This is a genomic window from Paraburkholderia silvatlantica (assembly GCF_003096715.1).
Classification (GTDB): domain Bacteria; phylum Pseudomonadota; class Gammaproteobacteria; order Burkholderiales; family Burkholderiaceae; genus Paraburkholderia; species Paraburkholderia silvatlantica.
In genome coordinates, this window is sequence record NZ_QEOL01000033.1 from 1 (window position 1) to 25,893 (window position 25,893).

Here is a 25,893-nt window from a genome sequence, read left to right on the forward strand (position 1 = left end):
GTGTCTTCGTTCTCGCTGCCCTGTCCAACTGCTGCACCGCCGACGTGCTGGCGTAACGCTGATGGCAAGCGCGCCGAATTGTTCAGGACGGACTACGAACGGTCTGTTTGCGCTGGGCAACCTCTGGATGGCGCGCAAGGCTTTAAGCAAAGCGTGAAACGCCCGGGGCATCAGGCCGTGAGTCTCGGCAAACGACGGTCATCATGCTTCAAAAGTCGGACGACCTACCTGATAGCAGGCGCTGCAGCCAATGCGCCCGACGTGAAAAAATCTCAACGAGGCCAAAATTTCGCTTCCAGGAGCACTCCCAATAAGTCGAAATTTTGCCCGTGCAAGTTAGACGAAAATCAAACAAACGATATCGAACTCGCAGATTGAAACTGGAACAGTACTGGGCGGGAGACGGCAACATCAGTCATCCGAACGGCCAACGGAACGCCGCAAACCGGAAATGAAAAAGCCCGGTCGCCGATAGTCGGCGACCGGGCCATGCAGGCCTGTCAGTGATTTCTGATTCTCTATCGGCGAAGCCGATCGAAACGCCGCGTATAAAGAATATCGGCGCCGTTGAAGGTGCCGCCGTACACCACGAGCGACCAGTAACGCGAGAGATTGATCGTGGCCTTCACCGCGTTCGACGCCGACTGCAGGCCCTGTTCGTAGCCGATCACGAGACGCTGGTTGATGGCCTTCGCGATCATCACGACCTCGGGGTCGGTCAGGCCCACCTCGCTGCGCCCGATCGAAAATTCGTCGAGGCCGATGCTCTGCGCAATGCGCTTGCCTTGCGCGCTGCCGAGCAGGGCCAGCGCCGTCGTCATCGCGCTCTGCTGGCCGAGGTTGTTGCCCTGATCGGTGCCGTGCCCGAACAGCAGCCATGAGAGCTTTTCGTTGTCGGGCACGTTGGGCTCGGAAACGAGGCGCACCGTCGGCGCCTGCACGGTGCCGGTGACCTGCACGCCCGCCTCGACCTGCTGGTTGCGCCGCATGGCGAGAATGTTGATGCCCGGATTGCCCACCGGCCCGTTGAACGTGAAGTAGCCGTTTTCGATATTGAGCCGGGTGCCGAACGCCGTGTATGTGGAGCCTTCGGTCACGCGCACGTTGCCAACCGCGCGCAGCGGTACGTCCGGCGCGCTGTTGACCGAAATCATGCCCGCAAGGCCCAGATCCGCGCCCTGGCCGCGGAAGCGGAAGTCGTGGCCGAGATCGATGTCGACGTTCGCGCGCGGCGCGAAGCGCGGCGCGGGCCTCGTCGACGCCGTTTCTTCGATGGGCGGCCGGCCGCCTACCGTCGTGCCGTCGGGGCGCACGATCACGACGTCGTCGCCGAGCGAGGGCGCGGGCAACTCGGGCATGTCGAAGAGCGCGTGATCGACGGTGAACTTGCCGTCGATCTGCATGCCGCCCAGATGCCCGCCGTTGGCGATGCTCGCGCTGCCCGAAAGCGACAGCTTGCGGTCGGGCGATGCGAACAGCTCGAGCTTGTCCGCGACGATGCTCGCGGTGAGATCGGGCTCCGCGTTGTCGAGGCGCACCTGGCCCTTCGCGCGCAGCGTACCGCTCGTCGCGCCCTGGAACTCCACCTGCTGGAAGTCGACGAGGTTATGCGAGAGCGCGATGCGGATCACGCCGTCCTTCAGCTCCACGCCCTGGTCGACCATCGTGGCCGAAATGCCGTCGCCGACCAGCGAGCCCGTGAGATCCGGCTTCCCGACTGTGCCGCCCAGCGCGAGTTGCAGCGCGAGATGGCCGTCGAGCAGGTAAGTCGGCCCGAGCATGCCGCCCGTGTTCCTGAGCGAGGGCACGTTCGCCTTGATGGAGCCGCCGATCGGCGCCTCGTCTGCGACGGTGAGGATGCCGTCGCGCGGCACGAGCGTCGTGTAGGCATCGATGTCGAGCACGCCCACGCGGCTCGCCTGGGCATGCGCCGTGAACGTGAGGCGGTTGCCGCCGCTGAAGGCCGCGCGCACGTTGAGGTCGCCCACGCCGAGCGAGGCAAAGCCACGGCCGACCTCGGTCGTGATGTCGCCCAAGCGGCGTTTGATCTGCACATAGCCGGTGGCCGTCGGGCCGACGGAGAAGTCCCAGTCGCCGTCGAAGATCAGATCGGTCCTGAGCGTGGACGGCACGCCCGTGAACTGCTGCCGGATTTGCATGATGCGCGCGAGCGACACGTTGGTGAGCGTGCCCGCCGAGCGGATGCGGCCATGGTCGAAATCGAACGATTTCAGCTCGAGTGAGGCGCCTTCTCCCGTGATACGCGTCGCGCCGAGCGTGACCTTGCCGGGGCCCGCGCTCACCGTCAGCGGCGACTGGAGCTTCACGCCGGGCACGCCACGGTTCTCGAGTTGCGTCACCGTGCCGTTCCAGCGCGCGCCTTCGCGCGTGTCCTGCAGGCCGCCGTTCGCGGCCACCGCGACGTCGATAGGCTGGCCCTGCACTTTGCCCTTCGCGCTCGCGGTGAGCGTGTGCTTCGCGCGCGTGCCGTCGAGGTGCGCGGCGAGCGTCGCGATATCGACGCCCGCCACGGCAATGTCGCTCGCGTCGGTGCTGAAGGCGAGCGCGCCGTTCGCGCCGTCGCGCGCGAGCGCCCGGCCTTCGGCATGGCCGACGCGGTTATCGCCGAACACCACGTGGTCGGCCTTGTAGTCGAGCGAGACGTCGGGGTGTGCGAAGGTGCCGGTCAGATCGCCGTTCGCCGCGAGCTGGCCCGCTATGCCAAAACCGAGCCGGTCGAGCTGCGGCGCATCCACGCGAAAGCGCAGGCGATCGCCACGCGCACCGAAGCTGCCTTGCAGATCCACGGTATTGCCCGCAATCGAGAGGTTCGCGCGGCTTGGCAGAATACGCGAGCCCGCCAGCTGGATGAGGCCCTGGCCCGTGAGCGGCAGGTCGTCGTAGACGCTCGGGCCGAGCCTGAATTCGGCCCGCGTCGTGAAGGCGGGCGCGAGCGTGCCGCTCGCGTTGAGCGTGCCGTTCACGCGCGCCTCGATGCGCCGGCCCGCGGGACGCATGGCTGGCCGCGGCTTCGCTGTGGGCTCGGCAGCCCCGCCCGGCCTGCTCTCTCTCGCGTTCTCCACGCGCTTTTGCCCGGCGGCCTGCTCGCCCGATTGCGCGGGATTGAGCGACGGGTTCAGCGCCGGATTGAGCGCCAGATTGTGTCGCGGGTTGAGGTCATTGGCGGCGCTCTGAGGCGCGGGCCGCGGCCGGGCGGCCGGCGCGGGCGGCTTCGCTGCCGCACGCGCCGGGGTTTGCGACGTGAGCGACAGCGGATCGAAATTGGTCAGCACCGCCTTGAGTTGATACGTGGAGCTGGCGTCGTGCTTGAGCGCACCCGACAGGTCGATGCGTCCCGCCCCCGAAGTCAGGCGCACGTCGTTGAGCGACAGGCGCGCGGGGTCCTGCGTGATCTTGCCCTGCACGCGCAGCGCAGCCCTGGGATCGGCGAGATCGAGCGTGACGCTCTGCACGTCGCCGTTCAGCCGCACGCCGATTGGCCCCGCGAACTGCGTGGCGCGCACGCTCGACTGGATCGCGTTGAGGTCGAGCCCGGCCACCTTCAGGTCGAAGCGCCCGTCGCGCCCGCTGATCGTGCCGCCGCCGGCGATCGTCGCGTTCTTCACGAGACGCACGGCGAGCTTCGGGATGCGCTGCGTCTTCGCATCGAGCACGACGTCGGCGTGAGCATCGATGAGCGGCAGCAGCTTTTCGTCGAGGGCGCCCGGCTTCGCGTTCACGATCGAGACCGCACCCGCCACCGTGAAGCCCGCCGCGTTGCTGCGCGCGCGAGCCGCGCCGGCCGCGCCCGCTGCTGCAGAGGCCGCCGCGGCATCGGGCTTCGCACCGCCCGCCGGCGCCGATGGCGGCGCCGGCACGGAAGCCGGCGTCACTTCCGGCACCGCGGCCGCGCCCGAAGCCACCGCCGCAAGCGCCGCCGGCACGCCCGCCGCGCCGCCCGGCACCGGCTGCAACTGCGCACGCACCGCGAGGTCGGCGAACGGCGCGCCCGGCGCGAACGCCTGCGGATTGACATGATCGAACGCGAGCGTAACGCGCTGCAGCGGCACGGAAGCGAACGGCGTGGCCTCCACATGCGCGCGGCCGGTGAGCTTCATGCCGCTCGCGTCGACGTCAGCCGTGAGCGCCTCGAGCGAGCCGGCGAGGTTGGCGCTGACCTGCACGTCTTCGCCGTTCACCTTGCCGGAGTAGCCCAGCTCGCCCGTGAGCGCGAACGGCCGCACGCCATCGAGCCACGCCCGCGCGCTCACTGCGCCAAAGGGCGTGTCGAGGCGCTCGATGGCGGCCTCGTGATGGCGGCCGTCGCTGCGTCCGTGGAACTGGAAGTGCGAGAACTCGCTGGTCGAGGTGCCTTCGTGAACCGTGAGCCTGTCAACCTGCAGGTCGCGGATCTCGAGCCCGAGCGGCAGCTGCAGGTTTTCCGGCAGCCTCAGGGGCGAGGAAGGCTCGTGCGACGGCACGATGCGCATTTCGATGTCGCCCGCGTGCAGATAATCCACGACGAAGCGCCAGGGTTTCTGGCCGAAGCCCTGCAGCTCCCATTGGCCTGCGATGCGGTCGACCTTGATCGTGGTGCCGTCGGTGCCGCGCCAGCTCACGTTGGAAAAGCGCACGCCGCTCGCGAGCGTGCCGCCTTCGAGCCTGCCCGCGAGCTTGCCGTCGAGCACCCTGAGCGCCGCGCGCCACGCGTAGGCCGTGCCGCGCTCGGTCGTCAGCACGCCATAGAGCAAGCCGGCGACGAGCCCGACAAGCAGCACCGGCACGACGATCGCCCAGGCAATCGCCTTCCAGAGCCGCGGCCCGCGGCGCCGCGGCGGCGCGCTGTTGCTGCCACCCGCGCCTCCATTGCCTCCATTGCCTCCATTGCCTCCCTTGCCGCCGGGTTCGCCGCGCGCATCGTCGCCGGGGCTGCGGGCAGCCTCCCCCGGCGGCACCGCGAACGTGGCCGGCAGCCGTGCCGCCGCAGCGAAACGGCGCGCGCTCATGCGGCCTCCTCGCCGTGCGGCGCAGGGGTCGTAGAAAAGCGGAGCAGCGAGCGCGTCGTCATCAGAAGGCGATCCCGAGTGTCAGGTAAGGCCGCACGCTGCGAGTGCGAAAACCATAGGCGAGATCGAGGTTGACCGGCCCGACGGGGCTGCGCCAGCGCGCGCCGATACCCGCGCCCGGATCGAATTCCTTTTCGCCCCAGGTATCGGTGGCGGTGCCGACGTCGAAGAACGCCGCACCGCCCCAGTCGTGACTGAACCAGTGCTGGTATTCCGCTGAGCCGGTGACGAGATACTTGGTCGGCAGGATCGAGCCCGACTGGTCGTTACCGATGCTCTGGAACGAGTAGCCGCGCACCGAGTTCGAACCGCCCGCGCGGAACAGCAGCGACGCGGGGATGCCGCTCGACGGGCCGCTCGTGAACACGCCGCCCAGTTCCGCGCGGAACACCATGATGTCGCTGCGGCCGATCGGCAGGTATTGCTGGCCGCGCATGTAGGCGCGCAGGAAGCTTTGCTCGGCGCCCACGTTCTTGAGCGCGAGGCCCGCCTCCATGCGAATGATGTTGCCCGAGCGCGGAAAGAGCGGGTCGTCGACGTTGCGGCGCGTCCAGCCCCAGGTCGGCACGAGCGCATAGGCCCGCGAGGACGGCCCGACGTTCTGCGTGAGGCGGTCGTCATAGAACATCAGCGCGTACGCGTAGTCGATGTTCTGCGAGGTGCGCGTGCGCTGCACCCCGACGCGCGCGCTATAGATGTTCGTGTCCGAAACGTCGGTGGTCGTGTAGGACGCGACGAGGCTGTTGGTCCAGGCGCGCGGGCCCGGCGGCATCGAAAGCTGGACCTGACCGAACTTCTGGATCTGGTCGAGCCGGCCCTGCACCTGGAACGGCCACGCCGCCCCGAACGTGTTCAGGTAGGTGTAGGAGCCCTGGACGTGCGCGCCGGTGTCGGTCGAATAACCCACGCCGCCGCGGAAGTTGTTGTACGGGAACTCGCTCACCTTCACGTGCACGGGCGTTTCGAGCGGCTTTTGCGTGTTCGCGTCGACGTCGATCGCCACGCTCGCGTAATACGGCGTGTTCTGCACCTGGCGCTGCAGTTCGGCCACCCGCTTCAGGTCGTAGATTTCGCCCGGCGAAAGCGGATTCACGTTGTCGATGATGTAGGCCGGATAGCGCCGCGGGCCCGAAACATCGAGCTTGCCCAGCGTGAAGGTCGGCCCGCTGTCGAACGTTACGGAAAGTTGGGCGTCGTGCCTGAGCGGATCGACCCGCGCCTCGGAAAACGCGATCTTGGCGCCGAGATAGCGGCGCGCCTGCAACGCCTTGAGCGAGGCGTTCTTGGCATCGTCCCAGCCCGACTGCGTGAAGGCGTCGCCCTCGTGCAGCGAGAACGCAAAGCGCGCGGTGTTCTCCTGCGCCGGGTCTTCCGTGAGGACCGGGCCGCGAAACACGAGCTTCACCGACGAAATCGTCGTGCGCGGCCCCGGGTCGACGCTCACCCGCACGTGCCGCCTGCCGTCGATCGTACGAACGTCGGTGCGCACGACCGGCGTGAAATAGCCCGCCGTCGAGGCGAGGTCGCGCACCTGCTGCGGCGTCGCGGTCACGAGGAACGCGAACTGGTCCTCGTTCACGTCGGCGCGCGTGGCAAAGCGCGCAATGTCGAGGTGCGTCTCGAGCAGCTTGCGCAGCTCGCGCGGGGTGGCCGCGATATCGACGTCGTAGTAGGTGCGCGGTCGCATCCACGGCAGCAGGGTGGTCAGGATGTCGGCCCGGGCGGGCGGCGCCACGGCGCAGAACCCGGCGAGGCACACGATCAGGCACGTGGCGAGCCGTGGCCGCGCCGCCCGCGAGGGGCGCCGCCGTGCGCACAATGCTTCGATCACCCATCCCGCCAAACGCCACCTCCGGCCGTCGTATAACTGGTTGCGGCCAGTTGCGCCGCTCGCGCGCAGGGCACGGGAAGCGGCAACGGGCGCAAACGCGTTATTTCACCACATCGGCGCGCGAAAACCCCAGGAGGCGGTCCAAAGCGTGCCATAACGGCGGACGCAGCCGCGCGTATGGCGCGCGCGCCGGCCCCGGGGAGGGTCGGCACGCGCTGCGCCGGGGCGGATGTTCCGCGGCGTTGGCTTGCGGTAAAATTGCCGCCGACAGAACAAGCGGCGCGGCGCAATCAGGCGCCCCGCCTTACTGGACGGACGTCAGCCATGTATCAGTCGGACATCACGCAGTTCATCAACCAGCTCAAGCAGCAAAAGCCGCAGCTCGAAGAACAGCAACGCAAGGGCCGCGCGCTCCTGTGGGACAAGCAACCGATCGACCTCGACGAGCGCGAGCGCCAGCAGGCTTCGCGCGTCAAGCAAACGTCTTACGTTTACTACCAGAACTTCTGATGGCCGAGGCCGACGGGGCCGGCGCGCCGCCAGCAGGCGAGCACGCGGCCAGTCACGCGGGCCAGGCTGCCGGGCCAACGCCCGGTGAGGCGCTGACCACGCCCGCGACCGACTCGACGCCCGACACGGTCGACGGCGTCGCGTTCGCACGCCTTTACGGCGAGCCGCTCTTCAAGCTCCCGCAGGACCTCTATATCCCGCCGGACGCGCTCGAAGTCTTCCTCGAGACCTTCGAAGGCCCGCTCGACCTGCTGCTGTACCTCATCCGCAAGCAGAACTTCAACGTCCTCGACATCCCGATGGCGGAGGTCACGACCCAGTACCTCGGCTATGTCGAGCAGCTGCGCAAGACCAACCTCGAACTCGCGGCCGAATATCTGCTGATGGCGGCCATGCTCATCGAGATCAAGTCGCGCATGCTGCTGCCGGTCAAGAAGGCCGACACCGGCGAAGAAGCCGAGGACCCGCGCGCCGAACTCGTGCGGCGCCTGCTCGAATACGAGCAGATGAAGCTCGCCGCCCAGCGCCTGGACCAGCTGCCGCAGCTCGGCCGCGACTTCCTGCGCGCCGAGGTCTATATCGAGCAGAGCATCACGCCGCGCTTTCCCGACGTGGACAGCAACGACCTGCGCGCCGCATGGGCCGACGTCATCAAGCGCGCGAAGCTCGTCCAGCATCACAAGATCTCGCGCGAGGAGCTCTCGGTGCGCGAGCACATGAGCATCATCCTGCGCCGGCTCCAAGGCGAGCGCTTCATGGAGTTCTCCGAGCTGTTCGACACCACGCGCGGCGTGCCCGTCGTAGTCGTGAACTTCATCGCCATGCTGGAGCTGTCGCGCGAATCGCTCATCGAGATCACCCAGGCCGAGCCGTTCGCGCCGATTTACGTGCGGCTCGCGTATTTGCCTGCCTGATCCTTGCCAGGCCCTGCCCGGGCCCGTCCGCCGACGGCTCGATAAAGAGGACCACATCGCACGGGAACCCTCAGCGGGCCGCACAGCGCAGCGCCAGGACAACCCCCTATCCGAGGCGGGTGCGCCGCCTTCACAAATCCACTACAATCGCCCGCGCCTGCCCGGTCTCGTCCCATATATGGGGCATCGCGCCTCTCGCGCGGACCGGGCGCGCGACGTCCGCTCGCGGCCCTTCGTCCGGGCCTCCGGCTTGCGGCCGTGCAACCCAGTCTTGCCCCGCGCAAGGCATAAAGCCTCCGATCATGAAAGTCATCAGCTCGATTCAGGAATTGCGCGACCAGTTGCGCGGCCAAAACCGCACGGCGTTCGTGCCGACCATGGGCAACCTGCACGAAGGCCATCTCTCGCTGATGCGCCTCGCGCGCCAGCACGGCGACCCGGTCGTGGCGAGCATCTTCGTCAACCGGCTGCAGTTCGGCCCGAACGAGGACTTCGACAAGTATCCGCGCACGCTCCAGGACGACATCGAGAAGCTGCAGAAGGAAAACGTCTACGTGCTGTTCGCGCCCACTGAGCGCGACATGTATCCGCAGCCGCAGGAATACCGCGTGCGCCCGCCGCACGATCTCGGCGACATTCTGGAAGGCGAATTCCGCCCTGGCTTCTTCGAGGGCGTGTGCACGGTCGTCATGAAGCTGATGTCGTGCGTGCAGCCGCGCGTGGCCGTGTTCGGCAAGAAGGACTACCAGCAGCTCATGATCGTGCGCGCCATGTGCAACCAGTTCGCGCTGCCGACCGAAGTGGTCGCCGCCGAAACGGTGCGCGACACCGACGGCCTCGCGCTCAGCTCGCGCAACCGCTACCTGAGCGAAGGCGAGCGCGCCGAAGCGCCGCAGCTGGCGGGCGTGCTACGCGCGATCCGCGAGTCGGTGCTGTCGGGCCGCCGCGACTTCCAGCAGCTCGAACTCGACGCCATGGCGACGCTCGCCGCGCGCGGCTGGAAGCCCGACTACATCGCGATCCGCAAGCGCGCGAACCTGCTGCCGCCGGCGCCGGGCGTGGCCGGCGACGCCGAGGCGCCGCTCGTCGTGCTGGCCGCCGCCAGACTCGGCGCGACGCGCCTGATCGACAACCTCGAGATCTGAGGGCCGCGGGCGGCCGCGCCGTCCCGCTTTCACCCGATCCCCCCAGATTCCGCTTACCCGCGGCGGGCCGCGCGCCCGCTCGCCTGAGGAGACCCTCCATGCAACGCCATATGCTCAAGTCGAAGATCCACCGCGCCGCGGTCACGCACTGCGAGCTGCACTACGAAGGCTCGTGCGCCATCGACGAAAATCTGCTCGAAGCGGCCAATATCGTCGAAAACGAGCGCATCGACATCTGGAACATCAACAACGGCGAACGCTTCACGACCTACGCGATCAAGGGCGAGCGCGGCAGCGGCATGATCTCGCTGAACGGCTCGGCCGCGCGCCGCGCGCAACTGGGCGACCTCGTGATCATCGCGGCCTTCGCGAACGTGGAAGAGGAAGAGCTCAAGGCCGGCTGGAAGCCGGACCTCGTGTTCGTGGACGAGAACAACCGCATCAAGGGCAGCCGCGACCACGTGCCCACGCAAAGCTGGAGCTAAAACGCGAGGCTGGCCGGCGCGGCGCATCGGGTCCGCGCCGCCGTACCTGCGCGCTTCTTTGCGGCTTGTTTGCCGCTTGTTTGCCGCTTATTTGCCGTCCACCCAGCCGATAATCGACTGCCACTGGTCGAGGTCCTTCTCCACCCGGCTCTTCGCGACGTCCCATAGCGTGAGGCCGTGCGCTGCAAGCTGCACGTAGTTCTGTGTGTCGCGCAGATACCCCAGCACCGGCAGATCGAGTCCCTCGACGAAGCGCTGCAGCTGCTCGGCCGAGCGCGTGCGCGCATCCACCCGCATGCCCACCACGCCCACCTGGATCGCCCCCTTGCGCACGGACTTTTCCCTGGCGAGGCGGTTCAGGAAGTCCTGGGTGGCGAGAATGTCGAACATCGAGGGCTGCAGCGGCACGATCACCTTGTCCGCCAGCTCGATGATCGCCGCGAGCCGGTTGCCGTGCAGGCCGGCGGGCGTGTCGATGACTGCGTGCTCGAGTCCCTTGGGCGGCTTCGCCGGGTTGTCCAGATCGACCTGCCAGCTCTCGATGGCCGGCAGCGTCGCGGGCCGCAGATCGAGCCAGGCATGCGAGGACTGCTGCCGGTCGAGGTCCGCGAGCGCCACCCACTCGCCTTGTGCGGCGAAATAGCCGGCCAGGTTGGTGGACAGCGTGCTCTTTCCCACGCCGCCCTTGGGATTCGCCACCACGATTACCGTCATGAATGCTCCCGTCAGGATGGCTGGCGCATGGCCAGCCGGATTGCCGTGATTTTTGCGCGATGCGTCGTTCGATGCGTTCTTCGATACCTGGCGAGGCGCCTTGCAGACGAGCCGGCGCCCCGAATCAACCGTCCGATAATATCGGCAAATTGCGCGCCGCCGAAGCCCCCCACGAGCGCGCACCCGCAATGTTCATATCAAATCAGGGAGACTGACCGACCATGAGCACGCTACGCCACGACATCACGATCGAATCCCTGCTCGCGAGGCAGCGCGGCCGCCTGCCCGATTGGCTGGGCTTTCGCCCGCTGGTCCTCGAGCAGGGCCTGCTGCGCGCCGAGCTCGACGTGCGCAGCGACCTGCTCGCTCCCAACGGCTTCCTGCACGCCGCCACGGTAATCGGCCTCGCCGACACGGCCTGCGGCTACGCCTGCCTCGCTCACCTGCCGCCCAATGCAAAGAACTTCACCACCATCGAGATCAAGAGCAATCATCTCGGCACCGCGCGCGAAGGCACGATCTCGGCCGTCGCGAAGGGGGTGCACCTCGGGCGCAGCACCCAGGTCTGGGACGCCACCGTGAGCGGCCCGGACGGCAAGACCATCGCCCTCTTCCGCTGCACGCAGATGGTGCTTTACTGAGTCGTTCAGCCGCGCATCCAGTTGCGCATTTAGCTGCGCATTCAGCCGATTACGCCGAACATCTTCTCCAGATCGAGGCTCGCCGCGAGCGTGTCCGCCAGCCGCTCCAGCGACGCCTCGCGCAACGCCGGATAATCCACCGCGCGCGCCTGTGCGAGCCCGGCCCAGCGCAGGAGCGCCGCGCACGCGTGCGGCGTGTCGAAGAGCCCGTGCACATAGGTCGCGAGAATCTGGCCATCCGCCGAGCGCGCGCCATCCGGGCGCATCGCCCCCTCCCGGCTGTCTTCGCCCGCCGCAGCGAGCCATACCGCGGGCGATTCGAGCGAGCGCCCGCGCGTCTCGCCCATGTGAATTTCGTAGCCCGCCACGCGCGCCGGGGCTGCGTCAGCATGCCCGTGCACGCCTTCCAGCGCGAGCGCGCCCGTCACGTTCTGCAAGGTCTTTTCGCGCGTGAGCACCGTTTCGTAGTCGAGCCAGCCGAAGCCCTCGACCTCGCCCGGTTCGCCCTCCACGCCGTGCGGATCGGCAATCGCGCGCCCGAGCATCTGCATGCCGCCGCAAATGCCGATCACGCGCCCGCCATAGCGCAGATGCCGCGCGAGTGCCGTCTCCCAGCCCTGGGCGCGCAGCCACGCGAGGTCGTCGCGCACGTTCTTCGAGCCCGGCAGGATCACGAGGTCGGCGGCGGGCGGCGCCTCGCCCGTGCGCACATAGGTGAAATCGACCTGCGCATGGGCGCGCAACGCGTCGAAGTCGGTGTGGTTGCTGATGTGCGGCAGCGCGGGCACCACCACGCGCAGCGTCTCGCCGCCGGCCTGCGCGCCGCTATGGGCCGCGCCCGGCAGCATGTCCTCGGCGTCGAGCGTGAGGCCATGCAGATACGGCACGACGCCCAGCACCGGCTTGCCCGTCTGCTGCTCGAGCCAGGCGAGGCCGGGTTCCAGCAGCGTGCGGTCGCCGCGAAAGCGGTTGATGACGAAACCTTTGACGCGCGCACGCTCGCTTTCCGAAAGACAGGCCAGCGTGCCGATCAGGTGCGCGAACACGCCGCCCCGGTCGATGTCGGCCACGAGCACGACCGGGCAGTCGACCGCCTCGGCAAAGCCCATGTTCGCGATGTCGTTGGCGCGCAGGTTGACTTCGGCGGGACTGCCCGCGCCTTCCACGAACACGGTGTCGTAGCGCGCGCACAGACGCGCATAGGACGCGAGCACGGCCTCGCGCGCGAGGGGCTTGTAGTCCTGGTACGCGCGCGCGTTCAGGTTCATGCGCGCCTTGCCGTGGATGATGACCTGCGAGCCGAGATCGCTATTGGGCTTGAGCAGCACCGGATTGAGGTCGGTGTGCGCCTCGATGCCGGCGGCGACAGCCTGCAGCGCCTGGGCGCGGCCGATCTCGCCGCCATCCACGGTCACGGCGCTGTTGAGCGCCATGTTCTGCGGCTTGAACGGCGCGACGCGCGCACCCGCGCGGCGCGCGAGACGGCACAGGCCGGCGACGAGCGTGCTCTTGCCGGCGTCGGACGTCGTGCCCTGGATCATCAGCGTGCCGGTGGGTACACGGGGCACGGCGGGTAGCGTGGCGGTCATGAAGCGGCGATGGCAGTGGGCCGGACAGGCAAGGGAAGGCGAACGCGCATTATCCCATCGCCGCGCCGCACCCGGCAGGACCCCGGCGCGAGGTTGGCCGAACGGATGACGGTGCGCCTGAGCGCAGCCGTTACAATCACGCGATGAATTCGCGCGACCTCACCTTCATCGTCGGCGGCGCGCGCTCGGGCAAGAGCGCGCACGCCGAACGCCTCGCCGCCGCGAGCGGCCTGCCGGTCACCTATATCGCCACCGCGCGCATGACGGACGACCTCGAATTCGCTGAGCGCATCGGCCACCATCGCGCGCGCCGGCCCGCGCACTGGGCGCTCGCCGAAGCGCCGCTCGATCTCGCTCCCGCACTCGAGGCAGCGGCGGCGCCCGGCCAGTGCGTGCTGATCGACTGCCTCACGCTGTGGCTCGCGAACCTGCTTTGCCCCGCCGGCTCCGACTCGCCGCTGCCCGACTGGCGCGAGCGCCTCGACGCCTTCGCCGCCGCCTGCGAGCGCGCGCAAGGCACGGTGCTCGTGGTGAGCAACGAGATCGGCATGGGCGTCGTGCCGATGGGCGCGGCCACGCGCCTCTACGTGGACGAACTTGGCCGCCTCAATCAGCGCGTCGCGGCGCTCGCCGACCGCGCCATGCTCGTCGCCGCGGGCCTGCCTCTGGTGCTCAAGGCGCCGCGCGGGACCTCATGATGCTCTCGCTGCCCGTCACCGCCGCGCTCGCCGTGGCCGGCGTCGCCGTGGACCGCTGGCTCGGCGAGCCGCGCCGCGCGCATCCGCTCGTCGCCTTCGGCCAGTACGCGAGCCGCATCGAAGCGCGCCTGAACACGGGCCGCCGCGGCCGTCCGCTCGGCCTGCTCGCATGGCTCGCCGCCGTTGCGCCGCCCGTCATCGGCGCCGCGCTGCTGTGCGCGCTGCTGCCCTGGCCGCTCGCCTGGGGGCTGCACGTCGCGCTGCTGTGGTTCGCACTCGGCGCGCGCAGTCTTGCCGAGCACATCGCGCCGATCGGCGCCGCGCTCGCCCGGCGCGACCTCGCAGCCGCGCGCGAGTTGACCGGCCGCATCGTCTCGCGCGACACAGCCCAGGCGGACGCCACCGCGCTCGCGCGCGCGGCCGTCGAATCGGCACTCGAAAACGGCAACGACGCGATCTTCGGCGCACTGTTCTGGTTCGCGATCGCGGGCGGCCCAGGCGCCCTCGCGTTCCGTCTCGCCAACACGCTCGATGCCATGTGGGGCTACCGCACGCCGCGCTTCCTGCGCTTTGGCTGGGCAGCCGCGCGCATCGACGACGTCCTCAACTGGATTCCCGCGCGCCTCACGGCCGCGAGCTACGCGCTGCTCGGCGACACGCGCATGGCGCTGCGCTGCTGGCGCGAACAGGCGCATCGCTGGGACAGCCCGAACGCGGGCCCGGTCATGGCCTCCGGCGCGGGCAGCCTGAACGTGCTGCTGGGCGGCGCGGCCGTCTATCACGGCATGCTGGAAGAGCGCCCGGCGCTCGGCACAGGCTCGCCGCCGCGCGCACAGCACGTGGATGCGGTCGTGCGGCTGGTCGAGCGCACCACCATTTTGTGGCTCGCGGCGCTGCTCGCACTGGCCTTCGTGAGCGTGGCGACCCATGTCTGAGCACACCGCCGCACTCGTCGCGCACGGGGGCAATCTGCACGAAGCCGCGCAGCGTTACGGCATCGCCTGGGACGCCTGGATCGATCTCTCCACCGGCATCAATCCGCATGGCTATCCCGTGCCGCCGGTGCCGTCCGCGGCATGGCGGCGCCTGCCCGACGACGGCGACGGCTTCGCTGCGTGCGCCGCGCGCTACTACGGCGCGCCGGACGCCCGTCACGTGTTGCCGGTGGCGGGCAGTCAGGCCGCGATCCGCGCGCTGCCGGCCTTGTTGCCACGCGCGAGTGTCGCGATTGCGCCGCTCACCTATGGCGAGTACGCGCCGGCGTTCGCGCGCGCGGGTCATGAGACCGTGCCGCTCGACTTCACGCAGGACACGCTGCCCGATACCGTCACGCATGCTGTCGTGGTGAATCCGAACAATCCGACGGCCACGCATCTTGCTGCCGAGCGTCTGCTTTTTTGGCATGCGCAACTCGCCGCGCGCGGCGGCACGCTGATCGTCGACGAAGCCTTTGCCGATGCGTTCGGCCACGAGCGATCCGCAACGCTTGCGCACGCAACCACCCGCGAAGGACTCGTCGTGCTGCGCTCGCCCGGCAAGTTCTTCGGGCTCGCGGGCGCGCGCTGCGGATTCGCGCTCGGCGCCCCCGCCCTGCTAGCCGGGTTGCGCGCGCATCTGGGTGCGTGGACCGTGAGCGGGCCGGCGCGCCACGCGGTCACCCATGCGTTCGAAGACTTCACGTGGCAAAGCGAAATGCGCGTGCGCCTCGCCGCCGAAAGCGCGCGCCTCGTCGCGCTGTTGCGCGTTCACGGCTTCACGCCGCGCGCCACCCCGCTCTTCGCGTGGATCGCGGACCCGCGCACGCCGGCGCTGCAGGATGCGCTCGCGCGCCACGCCGTGTGGACGCGCCGCTTCGACGCGCCGGCCAGCCTGCGTTTTGGCCTGCCTGCGTCCGAAGACGAATGGCAGCGCTTCGAAAACGCACTCGGGCAAGCCATGCGGGCGATCGGCTGATGCGCGCAGCCGCTATTGCATTGACGCTGCTGGCCGCGATCCTTCCGTGCGCCGCGCATGCGAGCGTCACCGCCATCGACGACGCGGGCACCACCGTCACCCTCCCCGCGCCTGCGCGGCGCGTAGTGAGCCTCGCGCCACACGTCACCGAGCTGCTCTATGCCGCGGGCGGCGGCGCGAAAGTCGTCGGCGCCGTGGCCTACAGCGACTATCCGCCCGACGCGCAAAAGGTGCCGCGCGTGGGCGACAACCGCGCGCTCGACCTCGAGCGCATCGCCGCGCTCAAGCCCGACCTCATCGTGGTCTGGCGTCACGGCAACGCACAGCAACAGCTCGATCGTCTGCGCGCGCTGCACATCCCCCTCTTTTTCAGCGAGCCGCACAGGCTCGACGACGTCGCGACCTCGCTCACGCGCCTCGGTGAGCTGCTCGGCACGCAAGACGCCGCGCAGGCCGCCGCGAATGCCTACCGCCGCGACATCGCGCAGCTGCGCGCACGCTATGCGCAGCGCGCGCCCGTGAGCGTGTTCTATGAGGTCTGGGATCAGCCGCTGATGACCCTCAACGGCTCGCACATGATCAGCGACGTGATCGCGCTCTGCGGCGGCCGCAACGTGTTCGCGGCGCTCGAGCCGCTCGTGCCGACGGTTTCCACGGAAGCCGTCCTCGCCGCCAATCCCGATGCGATCGTCGCCGCGTCACAAGGCGCCACGCCGCCGGACCGCCCGCTGCCGGGCCTCGAGCGCTGGCGCGCCTGGCCGGCGCTCGCCGCCGTCGCCCATGGCAATCTCTTCGCCATCGACGGTGACTTGCTGACGCGCCCCGCGCCGCGCATCGCCCAGGGCGCGGCACAGCTGTGCAGGGATCTCGATCTCGCCCGCTCGCGCGACGCCGCGGCGCATTGATTCGGCATCCGAATCGACTTGCTATGCGTTCCAGCGCGCGAGCAGCCACTGTGCGCCAAGGGCGTCGTAGTGCAGGCACACAATGGCGCCCATCTCCAGCGGCCAGCGCACGCAATGCGCGAGCGGCACACCGAGCGCACGTGCCGTGACGGTGCGCATCACACCCGCATGGGTGACAGCCCAAACGGTGGACTTCTCGTGCGCGTCGAGCGTGCCGAACCACCCGTTCACGCGCGCGTCGAACTGCGCAACGCTCTCGCCGCCGTGCTCGCGCGCGTGCTCGAAATTCGCGGCCCACGCGTCGATCTGCGCGCGTTCGATCGCGTCCCAGCGCTGCATCTCCCAGGCGCCGAAATCCATCTCTGCGAGGCGTGCCTCTGCTCGCGGTACCTGTCCGTGCACACCGGCAAGCGCCGCGGCAACGCTCGCGCAGCGCGTGAGCGGGCTCGTTTCGATCCGCTGCGGTTCGCGCGCGCCGAGCGCCGCGAGCCGCCCGGCGAGCCATGCGGCCTGCTGTGTGGCGTCGCCCGCGAGCGCCACGTCGCTCGCGCCGTAGCACACGCCTGCATCCACGGCCACGGCAGGATGGCGGATCAGAACGAGATCCACGCGAGCCCCACGAGGTAGATGGCGATCTCGAACACCTGCTGCGCGAAGCCGAGACAATCGCCCGTATAGCCGCCGATGCGGCGCACGAAGTAACGGCCCAGTCCATAGCGCAACACGGCGAGCACGACGAGGATCGCTGCGCCCGCGCGCCAGCCGGGCACGCCGGACCCCACCGGCCAGAACAGCCACGGCAAACCGAACACGCACGCGCACAGCCACGCGCTCACGCTCATGCGCCGCGCGACGGGCCTGGCCTTGCCCTCCTGCCGCACGTAGTCCAGCGAAACGAGATAGCTGATCGCACACGCACGGCTCGCGGCGTGACCGGCGATCATCAGCATCGCGGCGCGCGCCGGCGGCAGCGCGGCGAGCGTCTGCCACTTCAGCACGAGCGCCACCACGAGACCAATCGCGCCGAACGCGCCAATGCGCGAATCGTGCATGATGCGCAGCACGTCCTCACGGGTGTACGCGCCGCCGAATGCGTCGAGGCAGTCGGCGAGACCGTCTTCGTGAAAGGCGCCCGTCGCGAGGAGCGTGACCGCCATCGACAGCAGCACGGCTACGCTCGCCGGAAACGCGCGCAGGGCAGCGAGATAGACGAGCGCCCCGAGCGCGCCGATCAACGCGCCGACGAGCGGAAAGTAGCGCGCCGCCGCATTGAGCCACGCAGGCTCGAAGCCGACCCAGCGCGGCACCGGCACGCGCGTGAAATAGCCCAGTGCCGTGAAGAAGTAGCGCAGCTCCGCGAGCGGATTCATCGCACGGCGCTCAGGCGTGGCGATCACGGCGATTGTCGACGCCGGCCGACTCGAAGCTCGCCATGTCGTTCAGGAACGCGACCGCCGCGCGCAGCAGCGGCACCGCGAGCGCGGCGCCCGTGCCCTCGCCCAGACGCAGATCGAGCGAGAGCAGTTCGCGCGCGCCGAAGTGATCGAGCATGCGGCGGTGCCCCGCTTCGTTCGATGCGTGCGCAAACACGCAGTAGTCGCGCACGTTCGGCGCGAGCGCGTCGGCCACGAGCAGCGCCGAGGTGGCGATGAAGCCGTCCACGAGAATCGCCATGCGCGAGCGTGCGGCCTCGAGGTACGCGCCCGCCATCATCGCGATCTCGAAGCCGCCGAACGCGGCGAGCACGTCGAGCGGCTCGCGCGCGTCGGCATGATGCGCGAGCGCCGCCGCGAGCACATTGCGCTTTTTCGCGAGGCCCGCATTGTCGAGGCCCGTGCCGCGCCCCACGCATTCGTCGATCGGCACACCGCACAGGCGGCTCATCAGGCATGCGGCCGACGACGTGTTGGCAATGCCCATTTCGCCAAAGCCGATCACGTTCGTGCCGAGCGCCGCGTGGTGGCGCACGCGCTGTGCGCCCGCCGCGAGCGCGGCGAGGGCTTCGTCGCGCGTCATGGCGCGCTCGCGCGCGAAGTTGCGCGTGCCGCGCGCGACGGGCAGATCGACGAGCGTGGGCGACGGCGGCAGCGGCGTCGCCACGCCCGCGTTGACGACTTCGAGCGTGAGTCCCGCCACGCCGCTGAAGACGTTGATGGCCGCGCCCCCTGCGACGAAGTTCGCGACCATCTGCGCAGTCACGGCCTGCGGATATGGGCTCACGCCTTCGGCAGCAATGCCGTGGTCGCCCGCGAACACGATCATCACGGGACGCTCGACGCCCGGGTGCGTCGTGCCCTGGATCATGCCGAGCTGGCGCGCCAGTGTTTCGAGCCGGCCGAGACTGCCGGGCGGTTTGGTCTTCATGTCGATGAGGCGTTGCAGCGCGTCGCGCAAGGAGAGGTCGAGCGGTTCGACGGCGAGCAGTTCGGTAAGCGATGACGTCATGGTGTATTTCGTTTCGAAGTGATGCGGGCGACTGCGGCGCACTAACGCTAATGCACGCCGTTCGATCCCGGCGAATGCGGTGATGAAGAGGTCGCGCCGAGTGCAGGGACGAGCGCCTCGTGCCCGTCCTCGCGTATCAGCACGAGCGGATGACCGAATGCGGCGCTCGCGCGCTGCGGCGTGAGCACGTCGCGCACGGGGCCCGCGTGAAAGCCGCCGTGGCCGTCGAGCAGGAGCGCATGCGTGGCGAAGCGCCGCGCAAGATTGAGATCGTGGCACGAAAACAGCACCGTTCGCGCTTCGCTCTTCACCCAGCCCGAGAGCGCTTCGAGACACGCGATCTGATGATGCAGGTCCAGATGCGCGAGCGGCTCGTCGAGCAGCAGGAGCGGCGCACTTTGGCACAGCGCGGCGGCAAGCGCGACACGCTGGCGCTCGCCGCCCGAGAGCGACAGCACATCGCGCGCAGCGAAAGCTTCGAGGCCGAGCGTGGCGAGCGCGGCGAGCGCGGCCGCGCGATCGGCGGCGCCTTCCCAGCCCCAGCCGGAAAGATGCGGATAGCGATTGAGCAGCACGGTGTCGATCACGCTCGCGCTGAATGCGTCACGCTGGTCCTGCGCCATCAACGCACGGCGCTGCGCGAGGCGCACCGGCGGCCACTGTGCGAGCGCGATGCCCTCGACTTCCACGTGTCCCGCCGAGGGCTCGCTCAGGCCCGCGAGCGCGCCGATCAGCGTCGTCTTGCCCGCGCCGTTCGCGCCCGCCAGGCACCAGATTTCGCCGGCGGCAAACTTTTGCGTGAGCGATTCCACGAGCGTGCGCGCGCCCACACGCAACGTGAGCGCCTGGACCGCGAGCAGGGGCGGATACGTTTCGCTCATCGTCCGCGCCTCGCGAGGAGCATCCACAGGAATACGGGCACGCCGGCGAGCGCAGTCACGACGCCCACCGGCAACTGCGCGGGCGCCGCCACCGTACGCGCGACGAGGTCCGCGCCCATCACGGCCACGCCGCCCGCGAGCGCCGCGGCGGGCACGAGCATGCGCTGGTCGTTGCCGAACGCGAGGCGCAGCATGTGGGGCACGACGAGGCCGACAAAGCCGATGGTGCCGCCCGTCGTCACGGCAGCGGCCGCCGCGAGCGACGCGGCAAGATAAATGCCCATGCGCAGACGCAGCACCGGCACACCGAGCGCCTGCGCAGCGGCGTCGCCGCGCAGCAGCACGTTGAGCATCGGCGCGGCGGGCACGATGCATGCGAGGACCAAACCAAGCGTCGCGAGCGCGGGCCATGGCGTGCCCGCGCCATTGAGGTCGCCCGTGAGCCAGAACAGCATGCCGCGCAGGCGCGTGTCGGGCGCGAGCGTGAGCAGCAGTGTGATCAATGCGCCCCAGCCTGCCGCCGTCACCGCGCCCGTCAGGAGCAGCCGCGGCGAGCTGTCTTGCGGCTCGCCGCGCCACAACTCGCGGCGCGCGAGGCCGAGCACGAGCAGGATCGAAACGAACGCACCCGCGCATGCGCTCGCCTGCACGCCCCACCACGCCACGCCCGCGATCATCGCCACGAGTGCGAACGCGGCCGCGCCGCCCGACACGCCGAGCACGTAGGGCTCCGCAAGCGGATTGCGCAGCAGCACCTGCAGCAGCGCGCCCGCCAACGCAAGCAAACCGCCACATGCAAACCCCGCCAGCGCGCGCGGCAAGCGCAGTGTGCGCACAATTTCGGTCGCCATGTCCGGCGCGCCGTGCGCGGGAGCGAGCGCCGCCAGCGCCTGCACAAACGTCACACTTACGCTGCCGGTTGCGAGCGATGCAGCGAACACCACGAGCGCCACTACGGCGAGCGCGACCCAGATCATGCACGCGCGGCGCGCGCTCATCGAGCGGCGCGGCAGCGCGTGCATCGGCGGCACAGCATGGGACTCATCGCGGCTCATGGAACGCATCGGGAAACTCGGCGGCGGATTTCAATCAAGCTCACATAGAAAGACAGCAGGGGTATACGCAGGCCACAACAGAGCGCAGTATTTTGGTCGCCAGGAATTCTGCATGACGCGCGGCAGAAACGAAACGCCGTTCGCGAAAGCACTGGCAAAAGACCATGAATCCGTGATGTTATAACGCGCAGATCACGATCGAGACGATGCGCTACGCGCGCGGCCTTGGCAAATTATGTTCCCGCCCGGTCTATGCAGCACACGTAGCGAGGGTTTCGGGCCTGATTCGGGTAAGAAGCCGGGTTGTTACGTCTGGAAACGACACAATTATCAAAATACGCGTTGATCCGCGCTAGAATGCCTGTCTTTAGAGGACGCAGCACATGCTCAACGAACTCGAAACACTCTCACAAAACATCGGGCGGCTGATCGAGATTAATCAGCGCCAACACGAAGCACGCCTCGCACTCGAAGAGCAACTCGCGCAGCTGCGTGCGCAATGCGACGAAACACGCACCGAACTCGAACAGGTCCGCGAGGAGCGCGCCGCGCTGCAGGCAGAGCGCGACGCACTCTCGGCCAAGATCGACGATGCGCAGGTGCGTCTGAACGCGATCCTCGAAAAGCTGCCACGCGCGCGCGCAGGTAACGAGCGCGACAACCAGCTCGATCTGCTCGAGCCGTCGCAGAGCAGCGACGACGACAGCAACGCGGCCCGCCACGGAGAAAATGCATGACCACCAAGCAGATCGAAGCGACGATACTCGGCCAGACCTATCGCCTCGTCTGTTCGCCGGAAACAGAACAGGCGCTGCTCGAAGCCGTTGCGCGCGTGGACGCCGAAATGTCGAAGATCCGCAATCACAGCAACGTGCGCGGCACCGATCGCATCGCCGTCATGGCGGCGCTCTCGCTCGCCTCTGAACTGCTGCGCCTGCAAACGAGCGTGCGTCACGGGGAAGCATTCCCAGCCGAAGAAATCCGTCGTACAATGCGCCAAATGAACGAACAACTCGGCGCTGTCATTCACCAGTACGGTGTGCAATAAGCGCTGATGTATGCTGCGGGTAAGCCGCAATCTTACGCAGCAACGTGCGGTATGATGTCGTTCAAAGGCAGCGTTGATTTGTTTAGAAACGCGCGGTTCCAAACGCGCTGCCAACCAGTTTAGTCAGCTTCCCTGCCTGGTTCGCCAAGGTCATATATTCCTTGAACCAATGCCATGTGCACGGTTGCGGAAATTTGTAGCACGGGCGTGCGCGTCACACAGTCTGATGTACCCGAAGTGCTGCTAACTGCGACCAATTCTGAACCCTCGGTTCAGGATGCCGGCCTAGCGGCTATGGCGGGGACCTATTCAAACGGCATCGGACCACAGTCCGATGCCGTTTTCCATTGCAGGTTCCACTGCGTTTCCATTGTGCGGCCGGCCTTGGCGCGACTCGCGGCATGCACGCTCACTCCCCTTTCGACGTGAACTTCGACTCATGCGCTACTGGCTGATGAAGTCCGAACCCGACGAAGCAAGCATCGACGACCTCGCAAACGCGCCGCAGCGCACGCTGCCCTGGACTGGCGTACGAAACTACCAGGCGCGCAATTTCATGCGCGACACCATGCAGCAAGGCGACGGCGTGCTGTTCTATCACTCGAGCTGCCCCGAGCCCGGTATCGCGGGCATCGCGCAGGTGTCGTCCACGGCCTACCCCGACCCCACGCAGTTCGATCCGAAAAGCCCTTACTACGACGCGAAATCGACGCAAGAAAATCCGCGCTGGATGCTCGTCGACGTCGTGTTCAAGAAGAAGTGCCCGCTGATTCCTCTGGCCGCCTTGCGCGGGCACGAAGAACTCGCGGACATGCGCGTGCTCGCCAGGGGCAATCGCCTTTCGATCACGCCGGTCACGACGGCTGAGTGGAACTTCATCACGAAACATCTGATGTGATGCGGTTCGGTTCTGCCGCGATGCACGCGGCCGGGCACGCACACAGCGTCCGTGCGCGACTTCAAGCACAATCGCGCACAGTCGCGCGCCGTTACGCCGCTGTTATGGGTATGTCGCGCGCGACGCCAGTTCTGCAAGGAGCCTCAATGAACCGAAAAACCGCCGTCACGCTCGCCGCCGCATTGGCTGCCGCCCTCCCCCTCGCCACGACGCTCGCGCCGCGCGCCGCGTTCGCGCAGAGCGACGCGCGCTTCCAGCAGCCCTCGGGCGTGCTTTCGCTGTCCGCGCAGGCAAGCGCCGAAGTGCCTCAGGACGTCGTCAACATTACGCTGTTCTACGAGCAGGAAGCGAACGATCCCGCCTCGCTGACCGCGACGCTCAATCAGCGCGCCGACAGCGCGCTCCAACGCGCAAGGGGCGTCGCGGGCGTGAGCGCGCACTCGGGCCAGTTCTCGATCTTCCCTTCGACGGATCGCGATGGGCGCATCTCCGCCTGGCGCGGCCGCACGGAAGTCGTGCTCGAGTCGCATGATTTCGCGGCGGCGTCGAAGCTCGCCGGCGATCTCGCGTCGATCATGCAGGTGGGCAACGTGCAGTTCTCGCTGTCGCCCGAGGCGCAGCGCGCTGCCGAGCAAAAGCTTTCGAGCCAGGCCATCGCCTCGTTCCGCGACCAGGCGCTCTCGGCCACGCGCGCGTTCGGCTACAGCAGCTACACGATTCGCGACGTGAACGTGGGGCACTCGGGCGTCATGCCGCGCCCCATGATGATGATGAGCGCGCGCGCCGCGTCGGCTGACGCGAAGATGTCGGCACCCGTGCCGCTCGAAGGCGGCACGTCCACGGTGACGGTCAACGTCTCCGGCTCGGTGCAGATGAAGTGAGACGCGCCATAAAAGCCCGGCAGGCGCGCAAGTCAACATGCCACGGTCAAAGCCGTGGCATGTTTCATGGGCTAAAACGCGTAGTGCGTCGCGCGCATGTCAGCTCTTCGCGCCCGCTACCTGCGCGCCGCCGTTGCCACGCCTGGCACGGCGATACGCCCACGCCATCAGGCCAATACCCGCGATGATCATCGGCAGCGAGAGCCACTGCCCCATCGAAAGGCCGAGCGCCAGCAGGCCGAGGAAGTCGTCGGGTTCACGCGCGAACTCGACGGTGAAGCGCGCGAGACCATAGCCGATCAGGAACATGGCCGAAATCGCGCCGACGGGGCGCGGCTTGCGCGCGAACAGAATCAGCACGATGAACAGCGCGATGCCTTCCAGCGCGATTTCATACAGTTCCGACGGATGGCGCGGCAGCAGATGGTACTGCGCGAACACTTCGTTCAGGTGCCACTGCGCGGCCAGTTGCGGATGCGCGGCCAGCCACGCGGCGTCGTCGTTCGCGGCGCCCGGAAACAGCATGGCCCACGGCGAATCGGGCGAGGTCACGCGGCCCCACAGCTCGCCGTTGATGAAGTTCCCGAGACGGCCAAAGGCGAGCCCCGTGGGCACCATCGGCGCGACGAAGTCCGTGACCTGCAGCCAGGTGCGGCCGCGTTGCCACGCGAACAGGACCATCGCGAAGGTCACGCCGAGGAAGCCGCCGTGAAAGGACATGCCGCCCTCCCACACCTTGAAGATGTCGAGCGGATGCGCGAAATACCAGCTCGCCTTGTAGAACAGCACGTAGCCCAGGCGCCCGCCGAGTATCGTGCCGAGCACGCCGTAGAACAGCATGTCGTCGATGTCTTTTGCGGTCCAGCCCTGTGCTGCCACGTACGGCAGACGCAGGCGCAGACGGCCGATCACGATCGCCAGAATGAAGCCGACGAGATACATGAGGCCGTACCAGCGCACGGCGAGCGGCCCCAGGTGAATGGCGACGGGGTCGAAGTTCGGGTGGATGAGCATCGTGGATGAAGTCTTGTCGGCGATATCGATTGAAACCGGGTTGTAAGCACTACCGCGCCGTTCACTGAAACAGGCAAGGCGGCGGGCAAAGCGCGTTGGACGTTTGCAAAGCGGCGAGGTTCGCCGCCGGCGCGTCACGCCGCGACATTATCGCCGACGCGAGGGGGCACGAACCAGAATGCACGTTTGGCGACGCGCGGTGAGTGTAACGGTGACGGATGACATCCGCGGTCGGCCTGGATTGCGGCTAGCCCTCGCGCGCCGGCCAGCCCACCGTCGCCGCGTGCGCGCGCACGATCTCGATGAACGCCGCGAGCACTGGACTCACCTCGGCCGAGCGCCAGACGAGTCCCGTTTCGATGGCCGGCACGGAACCCGCGAGCGGCCGGTACACGACGCCCGTGCGCCGCAGATGGCGCAGCGACTGCGGCACGAGCGCCACGCCCATGCCGGCCGAGACGAGGCTCACGATCGTCTGCATCTGGATCGCTTCCTGGCCGATCAGGGGCGCAAGGCCCGCTGCGCCGTAACAATCCATGATGGTGTCGTAGAAGCCGGGGGCCAGATGGCGCGGGAAGACGACGAGCGGCGCATCGGCGAGATCGCGCAGGCTCACGGGCTCGTCGTGCCAGTCGTCGGCGGCCGGACCGCCAAGGCGCGCCGAAAGCGCCGAGGGCATGGCGACCACGAGCGGCTCGCGCGCGATCGGCTGGTAAGCGAGCTGGGCCGCGTGGCGCGGCGGCACGGGTGCGATCACGAGGCCGGCGTCGATGCGGCCCGCCACCAGCTCCTCCACCTGCACGTCGCTCGTGGCTTCGGCGAGCTGCAAGCGCACGCGCGGATAGCGCGCGCCGAAATCGCGCAGCAAAAGCGGCAGCAAACCGTAGTCGGCGGTCGAGACGAAGGCAAGCGCGAGTACGCCCGCCTCGCCGCGCGCGAGGCTCTGCGCGAGCGGTCGCAGCGCTTCCGCGCTCGCCAGAAGGCGCCGCACCTCCGGCAGCAGGTCGGCGCCCACGGCCGTCAATTCGACCGAACGGCGCGTGCGCGCGAACAGCGCCACGCCCAGCGTCTCCTCCAGCGCGCGGATGGCCTGCGAGAGCGGCGGCTGCGTCATCGACAGGCGCGCCGCCGCGCGGCCGAAATGCTGCTCCTCGGCCACGGCGACGAAATAGCGCAGCTGGCGCAGATCGGGGATAGCCGGATTCATCGGCGTCGGTCTC

At 68.4% G+C, this 25,893-nt stretch carries 25 protein-coding genes and 1 other RNA gene; 15 read left to right on the forward strand and 11 right to left on the reverse strand.

All coding sequences use genetic code 11. From position 1 onward, the window contains the following. Positions 1 to 378: hypothetical protein (locus C7411_RS37900; RefSeq protein ID WP_207786580.1), on the forward strand; the 378-nt coding region annotated here is incomplete at its 5' end. A 140-nt stretch (positions 379 to 518) separates the two neighbouring features. Here C7411_RS37900 and C7411_RS32390 read toward each other — a convergent pair. Next, entirely contained in the window at positions 519 to 5,006 is a 4,488-nt protein-coding gene (locus C7411_RS32390; RefSeq protein ID WP_110388209.1) for a translocation/assembly module TamB domain-containing protein, read from the reverse strand. A gap of 61 nt (positions 5,007 to 5,067) precedes the next feature. After that, the gene (locus C7411_RS32395) at positions 5,068 to 6,753 is read right to left on the reverse strand and encodes an autotransporter assembly complex protein TamA (protein ID WP_110388271.1); all 1,686 of its coding nucleotides are present in this window, start codon (positions 6,751 to 6,753) and stop codon (positions 5,068 to 5,070) included. A 468-nt stretch (positions 6,754 to 7,221) separates the two neighbouring features. Here C7411_RS32395 and C7411_RS32400 point away from each other — a divergent pair, with 468 nt between their 5' ends. From C7411_RS32400 to panD, 4 genes are all read left to right on the forward strand, one after another. After that, entirely contained in the window at positions 7,222 to 7,407 is a 186-nt protein-coding gene (locus C7411_RS32400) for a DUF3460 family protein (protein WP_069265440.1), read from the forward strand. Then, the gene (locus C7411_RS32405) at positions 7,407 to 8,321 is read left to right on the forward strand and encodes a segregation and condensation protein A (RefSeq protein WP_165822937.1); all 915 of its coding nucleotides are present in this window, start codon (positions 7,407 to 7,409) and stop codon (positions 8,319 to 8,321) included. The genes C7411_RS32400 and C7411_RS32405 overlap by 1 nt, the downstream gene beginning before the upstream one ends. A gap of 302 nt (positions 8,322 to 8,623) precedes the next feature. Beyond that, positions 8,624 to 9,466, forward strand: a complete 843-nt coding sequence (panC, locus tag C7411_RS32410; protein ID WP_110388210.1) for a pantoate--beta-alanine ligase — start codon at positions 8,624 to 8,626, stop codon at positions 9,464 to 9,466. Positions 9,467 to 9,564: 98 nt separating this feature from the next. Then, complete coding sequence (panD, locus tag C7411_RS32415; protein WP_110388211.1) at positions 9,565 to 9,951, forward strand: aspartate 1-decarboxylase; 387 nt, start codon at positions 9,565 to 9,567, stop codon at positions 9,949 to 9,951. An 87-nt stretch (positions 9,952 to 10,038) separates the two neighbouring features. Here the strand turns inward: panD and C7411_RS32420 are convergent, their stop codons facing one another. Next, a complete protein-coding gene (locus C7411_RS32420) occupies positions 10,039 to 10,665 on the reverse strand; it encodes a ParA family protein (protein WP_042268783.1) in 627 nt (208 codons plus the stop codon). A gap of 221 nt (positions 10,666 to 10,886) precedes the next feature. Between C7411_RS32420 and C7411_RS32425 the strand changes: the two genes are divergently transcribed. Beyond that, entirely contained in the window at positions 10,887 to 11,306 is a 420-nt protein-coding gene (locus C7411_RS32425) for a PaaI family thioesterase (protein ID WP_110388212.1), read from the forward strand. 41 nt (positions 11,307 to 11,347) lie between these two features. Here the strand turns inward: C7411_RS32425 and C7411_RS32430 are convergent, their stop codons facing one another. Further along, positions 11,348 to 12,895 carry a cobyric acid synthase gene (locus C7411_RS32430; RefSeq protein WP_243413421.1) on the reverse strand — a complete coding sequence of 516 codons (1,548 nt, stop codon included), beginning with the start codon at positions 12,893 to 12,895 and terminating at the stop codon, positions 11,348 to 11,350. A gap of 143 nt (positions 12,896 to 13,038) precedes the next feature. Here C7411_RS32430 and cobU point away from each other — a divergent pair, with 143 nt between their 5' ends. The 4 genes from cobU to C7411_RS32450 are packed head-to-tail and all read left to right on the forward strand — an operon-like array spanning position 13,039 to position 16,451. Continuing rightward, complete coding sequence (gene cobU, locus C7411_RS32435) at positions 13,039 to 13,593, forward strand: bifunctional adenosylcobinamide kinase/adenosylcobinamide-phosphate guanylyltransferase (RefSeq protein WP_110388214.1); 555 nt, start codon at positions 13,039 to 13,041, stop codon at positions 13,591 to 13,593. After that, positions 13,593 to 14,528: an adenosylcobinamide-phosphate synthase CbiB gene (cbiB, locus tag C7411_RS32440; protein ID WP_110388273.1), complete on the forward strand. Its 936-nt coding sequence runs from the start codon at positions 13,593 to 13,595 to the stop codon at positions 14,526 to 14,528. Before cobU ends, cbiB begins: the two co-directional genes overlap by 1 nt. Then, positions 14,521 to 15,546, forward strand: coding sequence for a threonine-phosphate decarboxylase CobD (cobD, locus tag C7411_RS32445; RefSeq protein WP_110388215.1), 1,026 nt, complete (start codon positions 14,521 to 14,523; stop codon positions 15,544 to 15,546). Before cbiB ends, cobD begins: the two co-directional genes overlap by 8 nt. Continuing rightward, positions 15,546 to 16,451 (forward strand): cobalamin-binding protein, encoded by a 906-nt coding sequence (locus tag C7411_RS32450; RefSeq protein ID WP_110388216.1) that lies wholly within the window; start codon positions 15,546 to 15,548, stop codon positions 16,449 to 16,451. Before cobD ends, C7411_RS32450 begins: the two co-directional genes overlap by 1 nt. Before the next feature lie 21 nt (positions 16,452 to 16,472). Here the strand turns inward: C7411_RS32450 and cobC are convergent, their stop codons facing one another. Genes cobC through C7411_RS32475 form a run of 5 tightly spaced genes read right to left on the reverse strand, consistent with a single transcriptional unit; the run spans position 16,473 to position 20,832 of the window. Continuing rightward, positions 16,473 to 17,060 (reverse strand): alpha-ribazole phosphatase, encoded by a 588-nt coding sequence (gene cobC / locus C7411_RS32455; RefSeq protein WP_110388217.1) that lies wholly within the window; start codon positions 17,058 to 17,060, stop codon positions 16,473 to 16,475. Beyond that, the gene (locus tag C7411_RS32460; RefSeq protein WP_110388274.1) at positions 17,045 to 17,821 is read right to left on the reverse strand and encodes an adenosylcobinamide-GDP ribazoletransferase; all 777 of its coding nucleotides are present in this window, start codon (positions 17,819 to 17,821) and stop codon (positions 17,045 to 17,047) included. Before C7411_RS32460 ends, cobC begins: the two co-directional genes overlap by 16 nt. A gap of 10 nt (positions 17,822 to 17,831) precedes the next feature. Then, on the reverse strand, positions 17,832 to 18,896 hold the full coding sequence (gene cobT, locus C7411_RS32465) for a nicotinate-nucleotide--dimethylbenzimidazole phosphoribosyltransferase (RefSeq protein ID WP_110388218.1): 1,065 nt from the start codon (positions 18,894 to 18,896) through the stop codon (positions 17,832 to 17,834). Positions 18,897 to 18,943: 47 nt separating this feature from the next. Next, a complete protein-coding gene (locus C7411_RS32470; protein ID WP_110388219.1) occupies positions 18,944 to 19,777 on the reverse strand; it encodes an ABC transporter ATP-binding protein in 834 nt (277 codons plus the stop codon). Beyond that, positions 19,774 to 20,832 carry a FecCD family ABC transporter permease gene (locus C7411_RS32475; protein ID WP_110388220.1) on the reverse strand — a complete coding sequence of 353 codons (1,059 nt, stop codon included), beginning with the start codon at positions 20,830 to 20,832 and terminating at the stop codon, positions 19,774 to 19,776. The genes C7411_RS32470 and C7411_RS32475 overlap by 4 nt, the downstream gene beginning before the upstream one ends. Positions 20,833 to 21,215: 383 nt before the next feature. On the opposite strand from C7411_RS32475, the gene C7411_RS32480 reads away from it, so the two are divergent. From C7411_RS32480 to C7411_RS32500, 5 genes are all read left to right on the forward strand, one after another. Continuing rightward, positions 21,216 to 21,569, forward strand: coding sequence for an ATPase (locus C7411_RS32480; protein ID WP_110388221.1), 354 nt, complete (start codon positions 21,216 to 21,218; stop codon positions 21,567 to 21,569). After that, positions 21,566 to 21,880, forward strand: a complete 315-nt coding sequence (locus C7411_RS32485) for a cell division protein ZapA (protein ID WP_042268772.1) — start codon at positions 21,566 to 21,568, stop codon at positions 21,878 to 21,880. The genes C7411_RS32480 and C7411_RS32485 overlap by 4 nt, the downstream gene beginning before the upstream one ends. 126 nt (positions 21,881 to 22,006) lie before the next feature. Further along, a non-coding RNA gene (gene ssrS, locus C7411_RS32490) (6S RNA) lies at positions 22,007 to 22,188 on the forward strand. 131 nt (positions 22,189 to 22,319) lie between these two features. Next, the gene (locus tag C7411_RS32495; protein WP_110388222.1) at positions 22,320 to 22,778 is read left to right on the forward strand and encodes an EVE domain-containing protein; all 459 of its coding nucleotides are present in this window, start codon (positions 22,320 to 22,322) and stop codon (positions 22,776 to 22,778) included. Positions 22,779 to 22,924: 146 nt separating this feature from the next. After that, positions 22,925 to 23,659, forward strand: coding sequence for an SIMPL domain-containing protein (locus C7411_RS32500; protein WP_110388223.1), 735 nt, complete (start codon positions 22,925 to 22,927; stop codon positions 23,657 to 23,659). A 99-nt stretch (positions 23,660 to 23,758) separates the two neighbouring features. Here C7411_RS32500 and lgt read toward each other — a convergent pair whose 3' ends face one another. Both lgt and C7411_RS32510 read right to left on the reverse strand, forming a co-directional pair. Further along, complete coding sequence (lgt, locus tag C7411_RS32505) at positions 23,759 to 24,673, reverse strand: prolipoprotein diacylglyceryl transferase (RefSeq protein ID WP_110388224.1); 915 nt, start codon at positions 24,671 to 24,673, stop codon at positions 23,759 to 23,761. A gap of 247 nt (positions 24,674 to 24,920) precedes the next feature. After that, positions 24,921 to 25,880: a LysR family transcriptional regulator gene (locus C7411_RS32510; RefSeq protein WP_110388225.1), complete on the reverse strand. Its 960-nt coding sequence runs from the start codon at positions 25,878 to 25,880 to the stop codon at positions 24,921 to 24,923. Between the last annotated feature and the right edge of the window lie 13 nt (positions 25,881 to 25,893).